The organism is Acinetobacter sp. 226-1 (genome assembly GCF_030329325.1).
GTDB lineage: Bacteria > Pseudomonadota > Gammaproteobacteria > Pseudomonadales > Moraxellaceae > Acinetobacter > Acinetobacter sichuanensis.
This window is the reverse complement of record NZ_JACANU010000004.1, coordinates 88807-110258: the sequence shown is the minus strand read 5'-3', so window position 1 is coordinate 110258 and position 21452 is coordinate 88807. Positions and strand designations below refer to the sequence as shown.

Sequence of the window (21452 nt, the reverse complement as noted above, 5' to 3'; positions counted from 1 at the left end):
TATTTATTTAAAAATTAAAAAACATTTGATTTATCGACAATCGTTATAAGAATGATGCAAGCTTGCTGCATGGTACTTTCCATTATGAAATAACAAAGGCTTTCCTCCGTTATGTTTACAAAGCTCAATTTCACCTAAAATAATATGGTGATCACCACCTTCATAAATTTGATAGGTTCGACAAATTAAAGTCGTCAAAGCTTCATCAATCACAGGAATGTTTTCAATTTCACTGACACAACTCAGACTAGAAAATTTGTCTGTGGATGATTTAGAGAAATGGTTTGACTCCGTATGCTGTGCTTCATTTAAAATATTGATAGCAAAACGTTTACATTTACAAAAATCTGCAACATTACTTGCCGTTTTGGCAATACTCCACAAAATCAAAGGTGGGTCTAAAGACACTGAAGAAAAAGAGTTTGCTGTCATCCCAACTTTTTGCCCCTGCTCATTCAGTGTCGTGACAATTGTTACACCTGTTGCATATTGTCCTAACCACGTTCTTAATACACGCTTATCTACATCTGCTACTGAAAGTACATTATTCTCTTGTTCAATCATGATTCCCTCTACGATTAAATTTAAATATTTGATAACTATGTGATTTGAGATTTTCTATTTTTAAGGTGTAATAGGTCTATCTTCACTACTCGACCAAGTGGGCATTAAGGTATTTGAAGCCAAACTTTCATCTAATAACTTTCGTGCTGTTTCAACTCCAGCAATAGGTAATCCTGTTGGATCTAATTTGCCAATTTGTACCAATAAGCTCGCTTGATCCCAATAAATATGCTCATGACAAAGTTTTGGACCACGAAACTTAATCACACCAAGCATTGGAATTTCGACATATTTTCCTGTAGGTGCGATACCAGGAATGAGCCAATCAATTTCTTCATCATGGGTAAAACTCATGATAAATTCATCGACTACTTGAGTCATACCAACCGTTCTAGAAATCGGGGTAAGTTTCATATCTTTTGGATTATTATGAATAAAATGATAACGATAAAAACGAGATAACTGTTTATAACCTACGCCACCTGTCAATGTTGGAATATGGTTTACATAAGGTTCAGCCACCATCGTTGCCATTGTTGCAGGCACATCACGTGTTTCAAATTCAAACTTGATATGATTTTCCCAAAGTGCTTCTAGATCGTAGTCAGGTCCTACAATTTTTCTAAGAACAGTAATACTACGTTCATGTGCAATCAATGCACTAGATTTATGATAATGATCACTTTTAGGTCGAGCAAAAGCATGATCAACCCCTGTATAAATATAGGTTTCAGCTTTTGGAATAGGGGCTAATGTATTAATAATTTTTTCACGTGCGTTAGCAGGACAAAATTCATCTAATTCAGCAAAATGTAAGACTAATTTAGCTTGAATATTTTTAGCTTCATCTAAGTTATTTTCAATACCCACACCATAATAGCCAACCACGCATGCTAGCTCAGGAATACGGCATGCAGATAAATAAGCCAGTTTTCCACCTAAACAGTACCCTACAACGCTCATCCCTACAGAAGTATCACACTCCTGAAGTGTCTTTAAGTGTTCTATAGTCTGTTGAATATCCTGTACACCAAGATTTTCATCGAATTGTTGGTAGAGCTGAAAAGCTTTTTGAAAATCTTCCTGACTATATGCCAAATCAACATTTTCTTCTAAACGCCAATATAAATCTGGTACCAAAACGGTATAACCTTCTTCAGCTAAAAAATTAGCTTTTTCACGCAATGCATCATTAATACCAAAGATTTCTTGGCATAACACGATTCCTGGTCCTTTACCTGCTTCAGGTACAGCAAGATATGCTTGAAATGATTCTGTTCCATTTTGAATAGTTACATATGTACTTGTCATGTGTATTCTCCGTTGATATGACAAGATCATGCAAATTTTATAAAAAATTGACTATCCAGTTTTTGATATAGATTTATCCAGTTTTATTATGCTAAAAAATATTGCAAGAAATTAAGCTTGTATTTATGTCGATATTTATATACAAATGATACCAATCAAAAGTCTAAGGATAGACTTACATTCAAAAGTGATATTTAAATATTTTTGAATTATTTTCAAAACAAAAATTACGGAATATTTATTGCTTTAAATATTCTAAAAATTGCATTGGAAAATGAAAATGGATCATATTAATTATCTTCCTCGTATTATTATCTCAAACACGCATTCATTTAAAGATGCCAATGACTGCTTAAATCAGATCATTGGTCCACATGAACTGATAGATACTGCAATTAAGCAACCTCTAGATTTTAAGTTTAAAGGTAAACAATATAACTCAATCATTACAGGAGAGTTAGTGTACGGTAAAGATTTAATATTCAAAACAAATCAACACGATAACATGCATTATTATTGTATTACTCGACCAAAATCTGGCACACCTATTTTTAAGAAAGATCGACATACCTTTCATGCAACTCAAAATGATGCAGCTATTGTTTCGCCCAATGAAAAATTTGAAATTTTTTTAGAAAAAGACTGTATTCAATCCTTTACTTCAATATCAAAACCTTTGTTAGAAAATACTTTATCAAATATTATATCCAAACCTATTTTAGAACCGATTTACTTTGAAAATACTATGTTTGGTGATAATGACAAAGTTTCAAGCTGGTGGAATTTAGTCGAAACTTTCATGTCATCTGAGCATCAAAACCATTTTAATCCACTTTTTCATGAAATACGCTCAGACTTAGAACACATCATCATAAAATCTTTATTATTAGCTCAACCTCACAACTACTCACATGAAATTTATAAAAAATATTCTGATCAAGATCCAGAGTATTTTAAAATTGCTTTAGATTATATTCACCACAATATTTGTGATCCAATTGATATTGATGACCTTGAAAGTATCACAGGTATTTCTCGTAAAATATTAGCAAGAATTTTTAAGAAAAAATTAAATATTACATTACAGTCTTATATTCGATATTACCGTTTACAGTGTATTTATAATGAATTATTAAAGTCGAATAAAGATGCAAATATTACCAATATTGCCTTAAAGTGGGGAATTTCACACTTAGGTCGATTTTCTGTAGAATATAAAAAGCGTTTTGGAGAAAGTCCAAGTAATACAATTAAAAGAAAATAAAAGTCATTAAAATAGGGAGTATAAAAACCTCTTATTTTAATGACTAAATTTTGATTGTAACAATAAATTTACATTAATATGCCAACTGAATCAGCATTCTAAAAAATCCTGCAATGATTAATAAAGTCAGAAAACCACCGATCCAAAGCACAATAAACCATTGAGTCTGAGACAATTTCAATTTTCATCTCCTTTGCGTTTATTTAAAGTGAATGTCTTTGTTTTCAATCACTCAGACATTCACCCAATTTAAAATAACAACACCTGATTAATGATAACCGTCATCACCAATACGGACTTTATCTCGGAATACCCAATACGACAGTCCTGTATAGATCAAAATAATTGGTATCAAGATCAAGGCGCCAATCAAAGCAAAAAGCTGACTACTTTCAGGAGCAGCGGCTTCCCAAATGGTGATGGATGGCGGAATCACATAAGGCCAAAGACTGATCATAAAGCCTGTATAGGCTAAGAATACCAATGCCAAAGTATAAATAAACGGGCTTAATTCAGCGCGTTGTTTACATGCACGTAATACCAGCCATGTAAAAATCACCACTAAAATCGGTACAGGACTGAAATACATCAATTGCGGCTGACTAAACCAACGCTCTGCAATTTCAGGATGTGCCATAGGTGTATAAATACTGACTGCACCAAAAATCACAAATAATGCAATGATCATTTTCGGCATGAGTTTGTACATACGATCCTGTAAATCAAGTTCGGTTTTAAAAATCAACCACGTACAACCCAATGCAGCATAAAGCACCACCACGCCAATGCCTGTAAAAATGGTAAATGGTGTTAACCAATCCAGACCACCACCTGCATACATATGATTTTCGACTTTAATGCCTTGAATATAAGCCCCCAAGATCATCCCTTGAAAGAAACTCGCCAAGATTGAACCGCCAATAAAGGACTTGTCCCAAAAATGCTTGGTGCGATTGGCTTTAAAACGAAATTCAAATGCCACACCACGGAAAATCAAAGCAATCACCATCAAAATGATCGGCATATACAATGCAGACAAAACCGTTGCATAGACCAATGGAAATGCCGCGTATAAGGCTGCACCACCGAGTACCATCCACGTTTCATTACCATCCCATACAGGTGCAACGGTATTCATCATCACATCACGTTCATGTTGGTCTTTGAAGAATGGGAATAAAATCCCGATGCCTAGATCAAAACCATCCAACACCACATAAATAAACACGCCAATGGCAATAATCACAATCCAAATCAGAGATAAATCAATCATTATTTACGCTCCTGTTCATTGCTATTGCCAGCATTCAAATCTGAGTCAACGCTTTCTTCTACACTGGTCAATGGACGTTTTGAGGCAAGAATCACCGCCTCTTCGCTGTGAATTGCACCTTCTGGCGTTGCATGAATAAATTGCGGACCTTTATGCATCAGTTTCAGCATGTAATAAATCCCGATGCCAAACACCACGCAGTACACCACCACAAAAATAATCAGCGTTAGACCCACTTGCTCTGCCGATACAGGCGATAATGCATCTTTGGTGCGCATTACCCCATAAACCACCCACGGTTGACGACCAACTTCAGTGGTAAACCAACCTGCAAGTAGTGCAATAAATCCTGATGGTCCCATCACAAAAGCAAAACGATGTAACCATTTATTTTCATACAGCTTGCCACCTTTACGCAAAATCAAAGCAAAGAATGCTAATGCAATCATCAACATACCAAGCCCAACCATGATGCGGAAACTCCAGAACACCACCAATGAATTTGGACGGTCTTCTTTGGCAAATTCTTTTAAGCCTTTAACTTCACCATCCATCGTATGTGTCATGATCAGGCTTCCAAGATTAGGAATACCAATCGCATATTTGGTTTCTTCCGCTTCCATATCAGGAATACCGAATAAATATAACGGCATGCCCTCGCCTTTATTGGTTTCCCAATGCCCTTCAATCGCAGCCAATTTTGCAGGTTGATGTTTCAAGGTATTTAAACCGTGATTATCGCCAATCAACACTTGTAATGGTGCAAGAATCAGGATCATCCACATTGCCATAGAAAAAGATTTTTTCACCAAGGCATCACGGCGACCTTTGAGTAAATGCCATGCCGCAGTTGAAGCAACCAACAAAGCAGACACTAAAAATGCAGCCGCAGCCATGTGTGCTAAACGGTATGGAAATGATGGGTTGAATACGATGGCAAACCAATCGGTTGGAACAATAATGCCATTTTCAATCGCAAAACCTTGTGGTGTCTGCATCCAACTGTTTGAAGACAAAATCCAAAACATGGAAATACAAGTACCTACTGCGACCATCGCGGTTGCAAAAAAGTGTGCACGTGGACCAACACGCCCCCAACCAAACAGCATAATACCGAGAAAACCTGCCTCCAGGAAAAAGGCGCTCAACACTTCATAGGTCAATAAAGGTCCTGTTACAGAACCTGCCACCCGTGAGAACTCGCTCCAGTTGGTACCAAACTGATAACTCATCACCACACCTGATACGACCCCCATACCAAATGCAACCGCGAATATTTTCACCCAAAATTTAAATAAGTCCTGATACACAGGGTCTTTGGTTTTTAGCCATCGCCATTCTAAAACAGCTAAAAAGCTTGCTAAACCAATTGAAATAGCTGGAAAAATAATATGAAAAGACACTGTAAAAGCAAACTGAATACGTGCCAGTTCTAGTGCTGTAAGTCCTAAAGTCATAACATCACCTTACTGTTTTGAGGCAGTTCAATGCTAAACACTGCACAGGAATATTGTTGTTTTACTAAATCAGCATAAACGCTCGTTTTATTACTCGTCTGTTGCTTTATGTTTGTAGTTTTTTTAACCAAACCCAAGCTCAAGATGAGTATATTTCTTCCCACCATTTTTGGAAATTTCATGATAAATCTCTACATAATAAATTCGTAAATTGATTGTTTTATTCTGAAATTTAGAACAAAAAATCATTGAATAGTTTTATGCAAAGCTGAACGGCGGGGCTCGTCCTTGGGGAATTAAATAGAGACGCTGTAAAGCAAAATAAACATGCTGAAATGTTTTGCTATAAGCAATCAATCTGACTTGTAAGCGTACAAAGACTTCACTAATGCCAAACTCGGGTGGTAAGACTAAATTGCCATAGACCACACAATATTGACATTGATGATTGATATCATGCTGATGATCGTGATGATCTGAGTTTTGCGCAGACTGATCTAAATGTAGATAATGATGAATAAAACTGGTTTGATGTACAGGATCTGATTCATCACCGTCAGGATGCAATAAAGAATGCGTAATGTGTTCACAGACCGGAGCAATTTGATATTGCTCAGGCAATAGCGGCTGTAAGAAAACCGCAATCTGTAACAATACTGTTGCAAATGCTAGCAACAGCCCACTACGTCTTAGCACAATTGATTGCTCATATTGAATAAAAGGCGGTGCTGAATAACAACTTGAAAGACACTCAATACTAGATTAGATCTACTAAATTAGACAATATTGAATAAAAACCAAGCACATCACTCAACTTTACTCTTTCAACTATAGTCCATATTTTTAGGTTTTTAAAGCCTATTTCATGTTTTTATTGCAATACCTATATGTTTTCTAAATAATATTTAAATCCTGATAAAATAAGCTCAAACAGCGTTATAAATACTTGAAATATTGAATTCAAAGCAGATGTTGATAGTCAGGATAAAAAATAGCTGCAAAGCTAACACTAATGAAAACCACCCAAAACAGAACATTTGACCATTTTAATAAAAATAATCGTCTTTCATTTAACTGAAAATTTTCCATATTAAAATAACTTTTATACCAAAAACCTGTATAAATTTTTGCACTCGGATTTTTAATTTGCAGTTGTTGTAAGAAAGCACTATACATTTGATATTTATTTTTGAGAAAAAATACTTTCTTGAACGTAAAATCCAACTCAAACATTCGAGGATAATCTTGTAATTCCTTCTTATGTGCTAATGTATAGCGTATTTCCATCCGATGTGTTTTCCCTACCGAGACCATATGAACAGAATCAATATCACAATAATGGATCTGCTCAGTTGAACCATCTGTAAAAAGAATCGCGACAGTATCAGGGTAAATCTGAAAGTTTTGGATGATTGCTTGGGATTGAGATGTAGATATATTTCTATAAAACAAAATAAAAATCGGTAAAACCAACAACAGACTCAAAAAGATGGTGGTATGTACCTCCATAAACACCTCAGGATCAAGGAATTTAATAAACTCAAATACATCTTCAAAAATTGTGTAAAAAACAATCCACACACAAAAGATCAATTGCAAAATAAAAACCAAAATAAAATATTTAATGATCATACTCACAACATACGCAGGCTTACCCTTGAGTGGTAAATCAAACTGCTGTTTATAATACTTAGTTTTAAAAGTTTGATCTTTGCGTAATTGGCTTTCTATAACCTGTTGTTCCACCCACTGCTGTCTTAAATGATGTAAATGAATTTTATTGGGATCAAATTTTTTATGATGTTTACGATGTCGTATCTTAGCCATTTATATAATTTTGCAAAAACAATAGTATGATATAACAATCATAAATCAGCAGTAATATCATGTATACAAAAGCGAGTGATCAATCACTCGCTTTACTGACAATATAAAAATCAATGAAAACTATTTAAAAATTTTAAAGCGTACTTGATCTTCAATATATGTTTTTTCTGTTGCAGGTGCTTCAATAGAACCAAAGACGAATTGTGCGCGCAATTTCCAACTCGCAGGAATCTCCCATTCAGCATGAACTTGATCATCTACGATTGGATTATAATGCTGTAAAGAACCACCTAAACCTTCTGTATGCAATGCTGTCCATGTCGCAAACTGAGCAATTGCGGTTGAATGCTCTGACCAAATGGGGAAATTATCTGCATATAATGGAAATTGATCCTGCAAATGTTTCACTACATCCAAATCTTCAAAAAATAAAACCGTTGCAAAACCTGCTTTAAAGCTTTCAATACGTGTATTGGTTTTTGTTGCAGCAACTTCATCCACAGCATAGCTACGCAATTTTTCTTTCACCAATTGCCAAAATTTTTCATGTTGTTGATTAAATAAAATAACAGCACGTGAAGACTGGGAGTTAAACGAAGATGGACTTTGCTTGATTGCATTTTGAATTAAGGCAGTTAACTGCTCAGGTGTTTGCTCAACACGGCGTCCAATCGCATAAATTGTTCGTCTATTTTCAATTAAATCTAAAAAATGATTCGACATTTTTAAAAATCCTTTGCTATTTTCTCGGGGAAATACCAGACAACGCCAGTTAATTATTAAATAAAAATAAACAATATGTGTTTAATAACGATTTATTTATTAGAACAAAAAAATAGTGAAAAATCTTCTTTTTCACATATAAAAGATCATGATTTATATATCATTTTTTGAAAAAAGATGTTCTCTGATATAAAAAATGCCAATACAAAATTGGCATTTTCATTAAAACTTAATCATGTTTATTTGACATTTGGATGAACCATTTTTTCAGGTTGTACAACCTCATCAAACTGTTCTGGACTGACAAAGCCCAACTCCACTGCGACTTCTTTTAAAGTTTTGCCTTGTTTATATGCTGTTTTTGCAACCTTTGCTGCATTTTCATAACCAATCACAGGATTTAAAGCTGTAACTAACATCAATGAATTATGTAAGAAATAGTCTATTTTTTCACGATTTGGCTCAATCCCTACTGCACAATGCTCGTCAAAACTATTACAAGCATCACCTAATAATTGAATAGATTGAATTAAATTAAATGCAATCACAGGCATAAAAACATTCAGTTCAAAATTTCCAGATGCACCAGCAAAGTTAATCGTTGTGTCATTGCCCATGACCTGTGCAACCACCATTGTCATTGCTTCACATTGTGTTGGATTTACTTTCCCTGGCATGATACTTGAACCAGGCTCATTTTCAGGAATATGTATTTCACCAAAACCACAACGCGGTCCACTTGCTAACCAACGAATGTCATTGGCAATTTTATTTAAACTCGCAGCTAAAGTTTTTAACGCGCCTGAAGCAAAAACAGCAGCATCACGCCCAGCTAAAGCCTCAAACTTATTTGGATTGCTGATAAATGGTAACGAGGTTAAAGCTGACAATTGTGCGGCTGCTTGTTCAGCATAATCAGGGTGAGCATTTAAACCTGTACCCACAGCTGTACCGCCTAAAGGTAACTCATACAACCAAACCAGTGCTTGCTCTAAACGCTTAATACCATTGTCCAGTTGTTGCACATAACCACTAAATTCTTGTCCCAAAGTTAAAGGCGTAGCATCTTGTAAATGGGTACGTCCAATTTTAACAATATCGTTAAAGGCTTCTGACTTTGCATGCAATGTGTTTCGCAATCTTTGTACAGCAGGAATGAGTAATTCATTGATGTGTAATGCAGCAGCAACATGAATAGCAGTAGGAAATGAGTCATTTGTAGACTGTGCACGATTGACATGATCATTTGGATGAACTGGCTTTTGTGAGCCTAAAGGATTGCCTAATTTTTGGTTGGCGATATTCGCAATGACCTCATTACAGTTCATATTGCTTTGTGTGCCAGAACCTGTTTGCCAAACAACCAAAGGAAATTGGTGATCCCATTGTCCTGAAATCACTTCATCTGCGGCATCTACAATATAATTTTTAAGCTCATCTGGAATTTGTTTAAGTTCTGCATTTGTAATTGCAGCAGCCTTTTTGACTAATCCCATCGCACGAATCATGGGACGTGGTAAATGCTCATGACCAATTTTAAAGTTTTGTATACTACGTTGTGTTTGCGCACCCCATAATGCTTCACTTGGGACTTCTACCTCTCCCATGGTGTCATGTTCAATACGTGTCTGCATACTCACCTCTTGCTCACTTAATAACGATTTATCATGATGTTAAAATGCTATTTATTGCATTTTCTGCATGCTAATCAATATTAATACAATTGTAAACAATAATCATTATCAAATATAGCTTAATTTACCCATGATTTAATGTATTTTGATAAAATCGCCATTCATCTTGGATCATTGTGCTTAAAGATCGCTTCGCAGTCCATTTAAGTATATTTTCAGCCTTGTTACTTTTTGAACCTACTTGAGCGAGTTCTTGGTAGATATAACTTGCATCTACTGTGTGAATTTGAGCTTGTGTTACTTCCGCAACAATATCAATTAAATTCTGAATTGAGCTAGGTTGCCCTGCGATATCAAAACTTTCACATATATTAAACTGGTTTTGCAACCACAATATACTGGCTTGAACTGCATCACATACATCCAATACATGAACAAAACTTCTCTCAACTGTTCCATCCGCAGTTGCAGCTTGGTTTTGTAACTCAATCACATCTCTTTGCTGCGCTGCGACTTGTAAAAGCATCGGTACAATGTTTTTCGGTAAAGGATTTACAAACTCGCCTAATACGCCATGTTCAAACGCTCCCACAACATTTGCTAGACGTAAAATCGCAATGCGCCATTCATTATCAGTTTTACATGTATCCTTAATAATTTCCTCAATCATTTGTTGAGATTTAATGTAAGGATTTTCATAAGAATAATTAAACTCAACCGATTCATCGAGTTCTAAACTCGACTTTCCATAAACAGCTAAACTTGATAAATGAACTAAAGTTCGTACACCTGTACGTTGCATTGAGCGTAATAAACTCATAATACAACTCACATTATCATTATAATATTCAAGTGGTTTTAATTTAGACTCTTCAAGTGCCTTAAATCCTGCGGTATGTACGACAGCATCAATCGAATATTGCTCAAAAACTTTATTTAAAGCGGGTGTATTTCGAACATCGATTTTGACAAAAGGAATATACATTCCTGAAATATATTCAAGTCGTTCTAAAGTATGTAAATTTGAATTGGCTAAGTTATCCACAATGACGACCTCTTGCCCTTGAGCAAGCAAGCTTATCACCACGTGCGAGCCTATAAAGCCTAAACCACCAGTCACTAAAATCATTGTATACTACCTATTTTTATCAAGTGTAAATGACATTGCCTTTACCATCTAATCTTCAAGTGAAGTTTCAATGAGTACTCTATTACTAATCACCTCTACGCCTAATTCAGTTCATGCTTGGCATGCCTTAGGCTTAGCACAGGCTTTACAAGCAAAAAATCAAGATTTTCGTGTTTTCTTCTATCAAGATGCTGTCACTGTTGCAAATGGCTTGCAGTGGGTGCCTGATGATCAACGTAATTTAACCCATGAATGGCAACAGCTAGCCATACGCTTACCTGTTTGTGTCAGTGCTGCCCTAGCACGAGGTATCACAGATCAGGAAAATGCTAAACGTCATCAAATTTCAACACATAACCTTGCCGAAGGCTTTGAGTTAGTCGGCTTAGGAGAACTTGCAGATGCAGTTGAATCCTGTGATCGACTCCTTCAATTCTAAGATGTTATTTTCAATTAAGTGTTGCAATTAAAAGGTAAATTGTGTGAAAACTGTACTCGTCATTTTAACTCACCCAAACCTCAACCATTTACAAGTCAATGAAAGTATTTCAGCAACAATGGTTTTGGCAACTTTTGGTAGTGAAGTCAAAGTCTTACTTAAAGAATCAGCACTCAGTTTACTAAAATCTGATCTGCTTTTTGATGCAAAAAAACATCCATTTAAATTAGCATCTAACATGCTAGATAGTTTTGAGTTCTATGATCTCACCCCTATTTTGGTAGAAAATAAGGATAAAAATTCAGTTTTTGTTACGCATTCACAACAACAAATTGAATTTATTGATTTAAATCCAGAATTCCTCCACGATTTTGATCATGTGCTGTATTGGTAAACGCAGAAATAAGAGAATATAAATGTCAGAACCTACTTTATTTTTAATGCAATCTGAATTTGCGAAAACATCAGCACATATTGAACAATTCAAGATGATGAGTACCCCTCAAGATATTCTTGTTTTAATGGGAGATGCTGTTTTATTTGCAGATGATGAACGTTTATCTGATGATTGTCAGATTTATATTTTGGCTTCAGATCTAGACTTATGGGTGGCTGATTTACCAAAATATATTAAAGTGCTTTCTTATGCTGAGTTTGCAGACTTAATTTTAGACTTTAAGCGTTGTATCAGTTTAAAATAATCTTTTGTTTGATTTTATTAGATAGGTTTGCCCTATCTGCTTAGGCTATTTTATGACTTTAGAGTTAGACCAAGATGGGCATTTGGTGGATTACACCATTTGGGATGAACGTGTTGCTCAGCAATTAGCACAAAGTTTAGATTTAGAACTAAACGCTTGGCATTTTGAAATTTTACAAGCAGTTCGCCAATTTTACGCTCAATTTGGGCATTCTCCTGCAACGCGCCCCCTAATTAAGTTTCTCATGAAAACAGTGAATGCTGATATCAATAACGCCATGCTACAAGAAAGATTTAATACAGGTTTAGTTGCCCGTCATTTAAGTCGCTTAGCTGGCGTTCCGAAACCGGCTAACTGTCTATAACACGCTATTTTATGATGACTTCGCTGTCATATTTTCGAGCACATTAAAAATAGGTTTGATGTGCTTTGCTTGTAGAGGTTCACCACAATCTGAACAGATCAGCACAGGCTTTAACCGATGTTGACAAGGTCGATGCACAAACTCAACTGGACGTTCAAATTTTGGATCCATCCATTGCTCTGCCCAATGCGCCATCGTCAATAATACAGGATATAAGGCATGCCCTTTTTCAGTCAGTTGATATTCAAAGCGTTCTTGTTTTTCTTTATAAGGCGTTTTGACTAAAATTTCATGCTCAACTAAACGCTTTAAACGTTCTGACAAAACATGCCGAGTTACACCTAAGCCTTGTTGAAATGCATCAAAACGACGTATCCCCATAAATGCATTTCGAATGATCAAAAATGTCCAACGGTCTCCGATGACAGATAAAATACGTGCAATTGGACAAGGTTGCTCACCGATATCATCCCACTTCATTAGACGCTCAACTTTTTGACTTTCTTTGGCTTAATGTAATGATCTCGTCATACTTTTTAAAGTATTATTTTTAGTCATTGTTAAATATAATGTTTGATCATACAACGTATTACTTGAATTATGACGTAAAAACCAAAATTGTAATGACAATGTATATCTTTATGAATTACATTTAAAATAAAAAATCACTATTTATCTCATTGAAAATAAATATTTTTTAAATTTGATATTGTTCCAATCTCTCTATAATATTTAAAAAGATTTAATTTTTTAAGAATAAAGATATGACGATTTCAAGTAATTCTAATGTAACAAATGAAGTAATTTATTCCTCATCAGATGCTCATGAAGAACTAGAAATGATTCATATTCCAAAATCAAAAGTGAATGAAGTTAAACAATATTTAACGCAAAAAGCGCAAATGAAAAAAGTACAGGAAATTGCATCAATTGCTGTTTTTGAAGCAAAGACGTCGATCTCTATTCCACTTGCTCAAACTAAAATTGCTGCTGGATTACCCTCTCCAGTACAAGACCATACCGAACAATCAATTGATTTTAATGAATATCTTATTCGAAACCCAAATACAACTTTTGTCGTTAAAGTTGCATCATTGTCGATGCTTGGTGCAGGCATTGATGTAGATGATGATTTGATTGTAGACCGTAGCATAGAGGCAAAAAATCGTAATATTGTCGTAGCCTTAGTTGACAATGACTTTACAGTTAAGCGTTTGATGATCGACGGTGATAAAAAATGGTTACAAGCAGAAAACCCTGAATTTCCAGATATTCATTTTAACGAAGGTCAAGAAATGCTGATTTGGGGTGTCGTAACACGTGTGATTAAAAATTTAAAATAGCTCTTAACGCTCAGTTTTTCTGTTTTATTACTTGTAAAACGAAGCAGTATTTGAGCTTTTGCAGCATGCAGTAAGCTGTTTTTTTAGACAATTTATACTTATTTTGGACGTTTACAATTTTCAAAAGTTCTGAATAGAGTTTTAATATTACAACTTGCTCATGTTATCCTACCCTAATTGATTAAATCGCATGTATGAGTCAACTGTTTAAACATTTGTATTGATTCACATCATTTAATTCATTGACGACTAAAGGGTGTCACTTTCTAGTATGAACAATCTATTAAAATGGTTTGAAAATCGCGTTGATCCCTATCCAAATGAGGGACTCAATGAACCTTTGCCTAAAACATTTTTTGCTTTTGTTTGGCAGGCTGCTACAGGTGTAAAAAAGTATTTAGCTCTGCTGATTCTATTTACTGCGGCAACAGCAAGTTTTGAGGCTATATTTTTCTCACAGATTGGGCACTTAGTCGATTGGTTGACACAATCTACACCTGAAACCTTTTTAGAAAATCATCAGAATAATTTAATTATTTTGGCGATGTTCTTAATTGCCAATATTTTCTTTGCAAATATGCAATCTATTATTCGTCATCAGGTACTTTATAGTAGTTTTCCGATGCGTTTGCGTTGGAGATTTCATAATTTATTGCTACGTCAAGGCTTAGACTTCTTCCATAATGACTTTGCAGGACGTTTGTCCGCTAAAGTCATGCAAACCTCATTGGCTGTACGTGAATTTTGGGTCATTTTGGGTGACATGGTCACTTATGTCGTGATTTATTTTATTACGATTAGTGTGGTACTTGGCGCAATTTCTCCAATTTTATTAGTTCCCTTACTCATTTGGTTAGTGCTTTTTATTTCTGCTGCTTATTATTTTATTCCTCGTTTAGGTAAAGTTTCTAAAGCCCAAGCTGATGCACGTGCTGAAATGACAGGTCGTGTAACGGATGCTTATACCAATATTCAAACGGTTAAGTTATTCGCACATGCAGGTCGTGAAAGTCAATATGCCAAAGCCTCTATGCAAAAGTTCATGGTAACTGTATTTCACCAAATGCGCTTAGGCTCAATGTATGAAATTTGCATTAATTTACTCACTTTTGTTTTGTTTTTTGGCGTGCTGGGTACAGCCGTTTGGTTATGGTTGCAAGGTCAAGCTGCGATTGGTGTAATTGCTGCGACAACGGCTATGATCTTAAAACTCAATAGTATGGCTGAGTTTATGATGTGGCAAACTTCAATGCTATTTGAAAATGTCGGGACAATTCAAGATGGTATGAATACGCTCGGCAAACCGATTAAAATTCAAGACAAAGAAAATGCTCAACCCTTAAAAATTCAACAAGGTAATATCAAGTTTCAAGATGTATGTTTTGCTTATAACAATAAAAACGTGATTGATCACTTTAACTTAGATATTAAAGCAGGTGAAAAAATCGGGATTGTTGGGCGTTCTGGCGCAGGAAAATCTACTTTAATCCAACTTCTTTTACATTTCTATGAAATCAACCAAGGTCGTATTTCTATTGATGGGCAAAATATTGAAGATGTAACTCAAGATAGTTTACGCAAAAATATTGCTTTGGTTACACAGGATACTTCTCTATTACATCGAACTGTAGCAGAGAATATTAAATATGGTCGTCCAGATGCAACCGATGAAGAAATGTTTGAAGCTGTAAAAAAAGCCAAAGCTGAAGAGTTTATTCCTCAACTTTCTGATCTACGTGGTCGTACAGGTTATGATGCTTATGTCGGTGAACGCGGTGTAAAACTTTCTGGTGGTCAACGACAACGTATTGCTATTGCTCGAGTATTTTTAAAAGATGCACCTATTTTAATCTTAGATGAAGCAACCAGTGCTTTAGATTCTGAAGTTGAAGCTGCTATTCAATCAAGTTTAGATGATTTGATGCAAAATAAAACAGTTATTGCAATTGCACATCGCTTATCTACCATTGCCCAAATGGATCGCTTGATTGTTTTAGATCAAGGTAAAATTGTGGAACAAGGTCGTCATGAAGATTTAATCACCCAAAATGGTATTTATGCAAGTTTATGGCAAAGACAAACAGGTGGTTTTTTAGTTGAACAACAGCGTATGAAAGAAAAGGAAGATAAATAAATGTTGTATTTAGAAGATCTAAATGTGGGCGATCAATTTCAAAGTCGTGAATATGAAATCACCTTAGAAGAAATTTTAGATTTTGCTCAAAAATACGATCCTCAAGTTTTTCATACAGATCCAGAAAAAGCTAAAAACCATCCTATTTTTCAAGGACTTGCAGCCAGTGGTTGGCATACGTCAGCCATTGTCATGCGGCTTTGGACAGAATGTTTTCCTGTTGCTTATGGCTTGATTGGTTCAGATTCTAATTTACGTTGGCCACGACCAACTCGCGCAGGCGATAAAATATCAGTTGAAGTTGAAATCGTTTCCATCACGCCATCAAAAACCAAAGCTGACCGTGGTATTGTGAGTTATATCACACAAGCAAAAAATCAAAATGGTGATGTTTTACTGATTTCAACAACTAAAATTGTTGTTTTTAATCGACATTTTCAAGAAAATTAAAAGCTAAATTTTGTCTTACAATTTTTATGGTTTTTGATTAGAATCATGACAATATGTAATTTAAACACATATGTTGAGAGCAACGGATAGCATATGAAGAACACTTCAGCTCGCCAAGATCAGGGAATCCCTGGTGTTTATGGACTTTTATTACTAGATATTGTTTCTAGATGGGGCTACAGCGCTGAAACTTTTTTTGCGCCTTTTTCTTTTAATAGTGAACAGTTGGCGGAACCCGATTTTCGTATTCCGACACCTATTGCAAATGAATTAGTCAAACAAGCGCTAAAGTTAACAGGTGAAAGTACATTAGGTTATCAAATTGGTACGCAAATGCGTATTTCAATTCATGGTTTTATTGGCTATGCCATTATGACAGCAAATGATATTACCGATGCCCTTGTACTTGCGAACCGCTTTATTCAACTGCGAATGCCATTTTTACAATTGTATTTTTCTACTTTTGGTGAAAAAGCAACTTTACAATTGCAATGTGATATCGATATAGAACCATTAAGAACTGAAATTTTAATGGGTCTAACCTTTGGCATTATGACGATGGCGCGTGCACTTACAGGTATAGACGATTTACGAGGTGATATTGACTTTGACTTCCCTAAACCTGAAGGCTTTGATAAATACATTGATAAATTACAAAATCGCTATCAAATGCGTTTTGAGCAGCCACATTTAATTGCAAGTTTTGATAAATCCTATTTAGGTTTAAAGATGGTCAATGCAGACCCTATCGCTAGCCAGATTGCTATCAATCAATGTGAAGCGGAGCTTTCTGCAATTGGTGAACGTCGTCGCTTATCTATGCGTGTTCGCGACATTTTGACGCATTCAGAACAGCATTATTTAAGCATTGAAAATGTTGCTGATCGCTTGCACATGTCAGACCGAACTTTAAAGCGTCAACTTGCAGCTGAAGGGACTTCTTTTTCCACCTTAGTTGATGAAGTTCGTTATCGTCATGCAACCTCTTTACTGTCACGAACAGACTATACACTTGAGCAAATCGCAGATGAACTTGGCTATAGTGATGTTGCAAATTTTAGCCGTGCTTTTAAACGTTGGAGCGGACGCAGTCCAAGCAATTGGCGTAAAGACCCATATCTATAGCATTTTTAAATCTTTTGTTTTGTAACAAAAACCTGTATAACACGTAGAAAAATAAATTGAAGTCTTTTTAAGGAGTCAACATGAATCATCCTGCTGAATTGAAGTATGCAGCAACACATGAATGGGTACGTATTGAAGGTGATCTGATCATCACAGGTATTTCTGATCATGCACAAGATGCTTTAGGTGATCTTGTTTATGTAGAAAGCCCAGAAGTTGGTCGTCAAATTACCGCAGGTGAAGCTGTTGGTGTTGTTGAGTCTGTAAAAACAGCTTCAGATATCCATGCGCCTGTTTCAGGTACAGTTGTAGAAATCAATACAGCGCTTGAAGATGATCCAGATTTTGTGAATGATGCACCTTATGACAAAGGTTGGATCTATAAAATCAAAGCCGATAATATTGCCGATGTTGAAAAATTATTAAGTCATACTGAATATGAAGCGGGTTTATAAATCATAGATTTTTACCCTCTGTGAAAAGGAATCTTTTTAGATTCCTTTTTTACATCTTTTAATTGAATTTTCCACTATACTCACGTTCAACATTGTATTAAAATTAAACAAAATTTCTTTGCTTTAAATGACAGCTTTTTTGCTGCCTCGCTCTCTCCCAACATTCAGGTTATTTATGTCAACTGTAAATGCGCAACATTTATGGAATAAATCCTTTATTCTTTGTTTAGCCAACAACTTATTTTTATTCATTTTTTATTTCGCACAAACCACAATTCTTCCTATTTATATTCTGCAAGATTTAAATGGTAGTTTGGCACAAGCAGGTTTAGCGATGACCTTATTTATGGTTTCGTCTATTGCTGTGCGTCCATTTAGTGGATTAATCATTGAAAAATTTGGGCGAAAAAAAACGCTCTATATTTCAGAAACGCTCTTTTGTCTTTTTGCAATTGCGTATCTTCTTGCAGATAGTTTAACTATGCTCATGGTCATTCGCTTTTTACATGGCATCTGGTTTAGTATTTTAACCACAGTGACTGTGCCTATTGCCAATGACTTTATTCCTGAAAAACGTAAAGGTGAAGGAATGGGTTATTTTGTTATGTCTATTAATCTAGGTATTGTCCTTGGACCTTTAATGGGTTTGACATTGATTCAATCAACGTCATACTTTACCGTGACCAGTATTTTAGCTGCGATTATTTGTTTAGGTTTTACTTTATGTTTCTTCATTCCTATACAAAATAATCGTGTTTCACCGCCACAAATGACTGCTAAACGCAAAATTAGCATTCATGATTTTGTTGAAAAAAAAGCGATTCCTGTTTCTATTATGGCAATGATTATTTCTTTTGCCTATGCCAGCATTATGTCATTTATTTCCACTTTTGCAGCTTCACGAAATTTACTGGCTTATGCAAGTGTATTCTTTGTGGTGTTTGCTATTTCGATGATGAGCTTACGTCCATTTACAGGAAAATTGTATGATCGTAAAGGTGCTAGTTATGTGATTTATCCAGCAATTGCTTTATTTGCTGTCGGTCTAGTCGTTCTCAGCCAAGTGGAAACTGTGTTTGGTTTTATGCTCGCTGCTATTTTTATTGGTATGGGTTTTGGTTCAGCACAGCCTTGTTTACAAACATTGGCGATTCAGCGTTCACCTAAGCATCGTATTGGACATGCAACTTCAACGTTTTTCACATGCTATGATTTTGGAATCGCGATAGGCTCTATTTTACTCGGTATGATCATTACTCTTTTTGATTATAGCTTTGCATATTTATTATGTGCTGCAATTACCGCAGGTAGTTTAATATTTTATCGCTTTGCTGTGGCACATAAACCGACTTAAAAGAAAAATTTTCAGCCGCTTAAATGCGGCTTTTTTACACCTAAATATCTAATATATTAGCCATTTTTTAGACTAATTAAAAGCTAATATCAAGACTATCTAAAGCAGATGAGATCAGATCTAAAGTACCTTTACCTAATTCTACCGCCAAGTCTAACACATCAATTGGATTTGTATGATTGATCAAGTCAGTTGCGCTATTTGACTGCGTTTCTTCTTGTTGTACGAGTTCTGATGTTTCATCACTTGGTATTTCTGGAATTGACATTATTTTTTACCTTTTTAAATATCACAATAAAGTATGTCACAGATAGACTACTGTAAATATTGCCGTAGCTTATTATAATTTTATATTGTTTTATTTAAGATACAGTATTTTTATGCAATTGGTATGGTTTCGACAAGACTTAAGAATAACTGATCATGCAGCCCTTTGGCATGCTTCACAAACAGGAAAATGCGTTGCTTTAGTGATGATTTCCATAGCACAATGGCAACAACATGATGATGCAGCCTGTAAAATCTCACTTTATCTTAGGCAAATAGAAACCTTAAAAAGGCAGCTAGCACAACTGAATATTCCTTTAATCATTCAAGATGTTCCATTATGGAAAGATGTCCCTCAACAACTTTATACAGTCGTTCAAGATCTAAAAATTGAAAATGTATTTGCAAATATTGAATTGGGTGTAAATGAACAAAAACGGGATAATCAGGTCAATGCGCTGTTAAGTAAACATAATATTTTGCTTAATCTTTATCATGATCGAACCTTATTTCCTATTGGTTCTATTTTAAATCAGTCTAATCAGCCTTATAAAGTTTTTGGTGCATTTAAAAAACGCTGTTACGAACTTTTAAGTATTCGAGTTCCAAGTTGTTACCCAACACCTGAACCACAATCCTCTATTACATTAGATGATTCACTTGATCTGGAAATCATAACTCAACATATAGCTGCTCTAGATCACAAAGATCTAGCAGACTCATGGTCTGTACGTGAAAACCATGCAGAATCGTTATTAGATGATTTTCTTGAACATAAATTAGCATATTATGCTGAGGAACGTGATTTTCCTAATCTCAGCGCAACCAGTCAACTGTCTGCTTATTTAAATATGGGCGCAATTTCAATACGCCAATGTATACATGGCTTATTTCGCGAACAACTTGGGAACTTTCACTTATCAGGTCATGGGCAACAAATATGGTTAGATGAATTATTATGGCGTGAATTTTATCAGCATATTTTATTTACTTTTCCTCATGTTTCTAAACATCAACCATTTAAAGAAAATACCAATAAAATAAAATGGTTAAATAATGATAACCATTTACAGGCTTGGCAACAAGGTCAAACAGGTATTCCTATTGTCGATGCAGGTATGCGTCAATTAAAAGCAACTGGTTGGATGCATAATCGAGTTCGCATGATTACTGCAATGTTTCTCACAAAAAATTTGCTTATTGATTGGAGAAAAGGTGAAAAATGGTTTATGCAGCATTTAATTGATGGGGATTTAGCAGCCAATAATGGTGGATGGCAATGGTGTGCATCTACAGGAACTGATGCTGTTCCTTATTTTCGAGTGTTTAACCCAACCACTCAGTCACAAAAATTTGACCCTGAAGGTGAATATATTAAACGTTGGGTTCCTGAACTCGCGCATTTAGATGCAAAACAAATTCATGCACCTTTTGCTAAAAACCCTAATTTAGCCTTAAATTACCCTCATCCTCTTGTAGATTTAGGGCTTAGTCGTAAACGCGCAATTGAAGCCTTTAAACTCATTTAAATCAATCAAAAGCTAAAAAACATTCACTCGCTAAATGATTGAATGTTTTTTAGCATTATTTAATCAGTAACTTTGTGAGTAACACTAATAAAATAAAGCATTTCTCATT

24 protein-coding genes are annotated in these 21452 nt (G+C 35.2%); 12 read left to right on the top strand and 12 right to left on the bottom strand.

The genetic code is table 11. From position 1 onward, the window contains the following. Nucleotides 1-30: 30 nt before the first annotated feature. Together HX124_RS09215 and HX124_RS09210 are read right to left on the bottom strand one after the other, a co-directional pair. A complete protein-coding gene (locus HX124_RS09215) occupies nt 31-564 on the bottom strand; it encodes a flavin reductase family protein (protein WP_174492644.1) in 534 nt (177 codons plus the stop codon). Nucleotides 565-624: 60 nt separating this feature from the next. Then, nucleotides 625-1875, bottom strand: a complete 1251-nt coding sequence (locus HX124_RS09210; protein ID WP_286382339.1) for a dienelactone hydrolase family protein — start codon at nt 1873-1875, stop codon at nt 625-627. Between the two features lie 280 nt (nt 1876-2155). On the opposite strand from HX124_RS09210, the gene HX124_RS09205 reads away from it, so the two are divergent. Then, the gene (locus HX124_RS09205) at nt 2156-3139 is read left to right on the top strand and encodes a helix-turn-helix transcriptional regulator (RefSeq protein ID WP_286382338.1); all 984 of its coding nucleotides are present in this window, start codon (nt 2156-2158) and stop codon (nt 3137-3139) included. Nucleotides 3140-3212: 73 nt separating this feature from the next. On the opposite strand, the gene HX124_RS09200 is transcribed toward HX124_RS09205, so the two are convergent. From HX124_RS09200 to HX124_RS09165, 8 genes are all read right to left on the bottom strand, one after another. Continuing rightward, the gene (locus tag HX124_RS09200; RefSeq protein ID WP_107007692.1) at nt 3213-3320 is read right to left on the bottom strand and encodes a DUF2474 domain-containing protein; all 108 of its coding nucleotides are present in this window, start codon (nt 3318-3320) and stop codon (nt 3213-3215) included. An 87-nt stretch (nt 3321-3407) separates the two neighbouring features. Continuing rightward, entirely contained in the window at nt 3408-4412 is a 1005-nt protein-coding gene (gene cydB, locus HX124_RS09195) for a cytochrome d ubiquinol oxidase subunit II (protein WP_286382337.1), read from the bottom strand. After that, a complete protein-coding gene (locus tag HX124_RS09190) occupies nt 4412-5869 on the bottom strand; it encodes a cytochrome ubiquinol oxidase subunit I (RefSeq protein ID WP_286376840.1) in 1458 nt (485 codons plus the stop codon). The genes cydB and HX124_RS09190 overlap by 1 nt, the downstream gene beginning before the upstream one ends. A gap of 258 nt (nt 5870-6127) precedes the next feature. Further along, nucleotides 6128-6565, bottom strand: coding sequence for a DUF2946 domain-containing protein (locus tag HX124_RS09185; RefSeq protein ID WP_107007696.1), 438 nt, complete (start codon nt 6563-6565; stop codon nt 6128-6130). A gap of 264 nt (nt 6566-6829) precedes the next feature. Further along, nucleotides 6830-7696, bottom strand: coding sequence for a hypothetical protein (locus HX124_RS09180; protein ID WP_286382336.1), 867 nt, complete (start codon nt 7694-7696; stop codon nt 6830-6832). A 120-nt stretch (nt 7697-7816) separates the two neighbouring features. Then, nucleotides 7817-8419 (bottom strand): nitroreductase family protein, encoded by a 603-nt coding sequence (locus HX124_RS09175; protein ID WP_286382335.1) that lies wholly within the window; start codon nt 8417-8419, stop codon nt 7817-7819. Between the two features lie 239 nt (nt 8420-8658). Further along, a complete protein-coding gene (gene fumC / locus HX124_RS09170) occupies nt 8659-10053 on the bottom strand; it encodes a class II fumarate hydratase (RefSeq protein WP_286382334.1) in 1395 nt (464 codons plus the stop codon). A gap of 124 nt (nt 10054-10177) precedes the next feature. Continuing rightward, nucleotides 10178-11182: an SDR family NAD(P)-dependent oxidoreductase gene (locus tag HX124_RS09165; protein ID WP_107007699.1), complete on the bottom strand. Its 1005-nt coding sequence runs from the start codon at nt 11180-11182 to the stop codon at nt 10178-10180. Nucleotides 11183-11252: 70 nt separating this feature from the next. Between HX124_RS09165 and tusD the strand changes: the two genes are divergently transcribed. Genes tusD through HX124_RS09145 form a run of 4 tightly spaced genes read left to right on the top strand, consistent with a single transcriptional unit; the run spans nt 11253 to nt 12686 of the window. Further along, nucleotides 11253-11621, top strand: a complete 369-nt coding sequence (gene tusD / locus HX124_RS09160) for a sulfurtransferase complex subunit TusD (protein WP_107007700.1) — start codon at nt 11253-11255, stop codon at nt 11619-11621. A 43-nt stretch (nt 11622-11664) separates the two neighbouring features. Continuing rightward, on the top strand, nt 11665-12015 hold the full coding sequence (locus HX124_RS09155; protein ID WP_286376845.1) for a hypothetical protein: 351 nt from the start codon (nt 11665-11667) through the stop codon (nt 12013-12015). 22 nt (nt 12016-12037) lie between these two features. Then, nucleotides 12038-12322: a DsrH/TusB family sulfur metabolism protein gene (locus HX124_RS09150; RefSeq protein ID WP_286382333.1), complete on the top strand. Its 285-nt coding sequence runs from the start codon at nt 12038-12040 to the stop codon at nt 12320-12322. A 52-nt stretch (nt 12323-12374) separates the two neighbouring features. Beyond that, nucleotides 12375-12686 carry a TusE/DsrC/DsvC family sulfur relay protein gene (locus tag HX124_RS09145; RefSeq protein ID WP_286376846.1) on the top strand — a complete coding sequence of 104 codons (312 nt, stop codon included), beginning with the start codon at nt 12375-12377 and terminating at the stop codon, nt 12684-12686. 9 nt (nt 12687-12695) lie between these two features. Here the strand turns inward: HX124_RS09145 and HX124_RS09140 are convergent, their stop codons facing one another. Next, the gene (locus tag HX124_RS09140) at nt 12696-13166 is read right to left on the bottom strand and encodes a winged helix-turn-helix transcriptional regulator (protein ID WP_286382332.1); all 471 of its coding nucleotides are present in this window, start codon (nt 13164-13166) and stop codon (nt 12696-12698) included. A 284-nt stretch (nt 13167-13450) separates the two neighbouring features. Here HX124_RS09140 and HX124_RS09135 point away from each other — a divergent pair, with 284 nt between their 5' ends. From HX124_RS09135 to HX124_RS09110, 6 genes are all read left to right on the top strand, one after another. Further along, on the top strand, nt 13451-14029 hold the full coding sequence (locus HX124_RS09135) for a LexA family protein (protein ID WP_107007705.1): 579 nt from the start codon (nt 13451-13453) through the stop codon (nt 14027-14029). A 271-nt stretch (nt 14030-14300) separates the two neighbouring features. Next, on the top strand, nt 14301-16163 hold the full coding sequence (locus HX124_RS09130) for an ABC transporter ATP-binding protein (RefSeq protein WP_286382331.1): 1863 nt from the start codon (nt 14301-14303) through the stop codon (nt 16161-16163). Continuing rightward, the gene (locus HX124_RS09125; RefSeq protein ID WP_286382330.1) at nt 16164-16613 is read left to right on the top strand and encodes a MaoC family dehydratase; all 450 of its coding nucleotides are present in this window, start codon (nt 16164-16166) and stop codon (nt 16611-16613) included. 93 nt (nt 16614-16706) lie between these two features. After that, entirely contained in the window at nt 16707-17738 is a 1032-nt protein-coding gene (locus HX124_RS09120; protein ID WP_107007708.1) for a helix-turn-helix transcriptional regulator, read from the top strand. An 80-nt stretch (nt 17739-17818) separates the two neighbouring features. Further along, complete coding sequence (gene gcvH / locus HX124_RS09115; RefSeq protein ID WP_107007709.1) at nt 17819-18193, top strand: glycine cleavage system protein GcvH; 375 nt, start codon at nt 17819-17821, stop codon at nt 18191-18193. A gap of 175 nt (nt 18194-18368) precedes the next feature. Next, entirely contained in the window at nt 18369-19547 is a 1179-nt protein-coding gene (locus tag HX124_RS09110) for an MFS transporter (protein WP_286382329.1), read from the top strand. 76 nt (nt 19548-19623) lie between these two features. Here HX124_RS09110 and HX124_RS09105 read toward each other — a convergent pair whose 3' ends face one another. After that, the gene (locus HX124_RS09105; protein ID WP_286382328.1) at nt 19624-19815 is read right to left on the bottom strand and encodes a hypothetical protein; all 192 of its coding nucleotides are present in this window, start codon (nt 19813-19815) and stop codon (nt 19624-19626) included. Between the two features lie 112 nt (nt 19816-19927). Between HX124_RS09105 and HX124_RS09100 the strand changes: the two genes are divergently transcribed. Next, on the top strand, nt 19928-21343 hold the full coding sequence (locus HX124_RS09100; protein ID WP_286382327.1) for a cryptochrome/photolyase family protein: 1416 nt from the start codon (nt 19928-19930) through the stop codon (nt 21341-21343). Nucleotides 21344-21452 lie beyond the last annotated feature (109 nt).

Bases quoted from the DNA above. Each gene is read 5' to 3' on its own strand.
- HX124_RS09215 (WP_174492644.1), bottom strand. From the start codon at position 564: ATGATTGAACAAGAGAATAATGTACTTTCAGTAGCAGATGTAGATAAG.
- HX124_RS09210 (WP_286382339.1), bottom strand. From the start codon at position 1,875: ATGACAAGTACATATGTAACTATTCAAAATGGAACAGAATCATTTCAA.
- HX124_RS09205 (WP_286382338.1), top strand. From the start codon at position 2,156: ATGGATCATATTAATTATCTTCCTCGTATTATTATCTCAAACACGCAT.
- cydB (WP_286382337.1), bottom strand. From the start codon at position 4,412: ATGATTGATTTATCTCTGATTTGGATTGTGATTATTGCCATTGGCGTG.
- HX124_RS09190 (WP_286376840.1), bottom strand. From the start codon at position 5,869: ATGACTTTAGGACTTACAGCACTAGAACTGGCACGTATTCAGTTTGCT.
- HX124_RS09180 (WP_286382336.1), bottom strand. From the start codon at position 7,696: ATGGCTAAGATACGACATCGTAAACATCATAAAAAATTTGATCCCAAT.
- HX124_RS09175 (WP_286382335.1), bottom strand. From the start codon at position 8,419: ATGTCGAATCATTTTTTAGATTTAATTGAAAATAGACGAACAATTTAT.
- fumC (WP_286382334.1), bottom strand. From the start codon at position 10,053: ATGCAGACACGTATTGAACATGACACCATGGGAGAGGTAGAAGTCCCA.
- HX124_RS09165 (WP_107007699.1), bottom strand. From the start codon at position 11,182: ATGATTTTAGTGACTGGTGGTTTAGGCTTTATAGGCTCGCACGTGGTG.
- tusD (WP_107007700.1), top strand. From the start codon at position 11,253: ATGAGTACTCTATTACTAATCACCTCTACGCCTAATTCAGTTCATGCT.
- HX124_RS09150 (WP_286382333.1), top strand. From the start codon at position 12,038: ATGTCAGAACCTACTTTATTTTTAATGCAATCTGAATTTGCGAAAACA.
- HX124_RS09145 (WP_286376846.1), top strand. From the start codon at position 12,375: ATGACTTTAGAGTTAGACCAAGATGGGCATTTGGTGGATTACACCATT.
- HX124_RS09140 (WP_286382332.1), bottom strand. From the start codon at position 13,166: ATGAAGTGGGATGATATCGGTGAGCAACCTTGTCCAATTGCACGTATT.
- HX124_RS09135 (WP_107007705.1), top strand. From the start codon at position 13,451: ATGACGATTTCAAGTAATTCTAATGTAACAAATGAAGTAATTTATTCC.
- HX124_RS09130 (WP_286382331.1), top strand. From the start codon at position 14,301: ATGAACAATCTATTAAAATGGTTTGAAAATCGCGTTGATCCCTATCCA.
- HX124_RS09125 (WP_286382330.1), top strand. From the start codon at position 16,164: ATGTTGTATTTAGAAGATCTAAATGTGGGCGATCAATTTCAAAGTCGT.
- HX124_RS09120 (WP_107007708.1), top strand. From the start codon at position 16,707: ATGAAGAACACTTCAGCTCGCCAAGATCAGGGAATCCCTGGTGTTTAT.
- gcvH (WP_107007709.1), top strand. From the start codon at position 17,819: ATGAATCATCCTGCTGAATTGAAGTATGCAGCAACACATGAATGGGTA.
- HX124_RS09110 (WP_286382329.1), top strand. From the start codon at position 18,369: ATGTCAACTGTAAATGCGCAACATTTATGGAATAAATCCTTTATTCTT.
- HX124_RS09105 (WP_286382328.1), bottom strand. From the start codon at position 19,815: ATGTCAATTCCAGAAATACCAAGTGATGAAACATCAGAACTCGTACAA.
- HX124_RS09100 (WP_286382327.1), top strand. From the start codon at position 19,928: ATGCAATTGGTATGGTTTCGACAAGACTTAAGAATAACTGATCATGCA.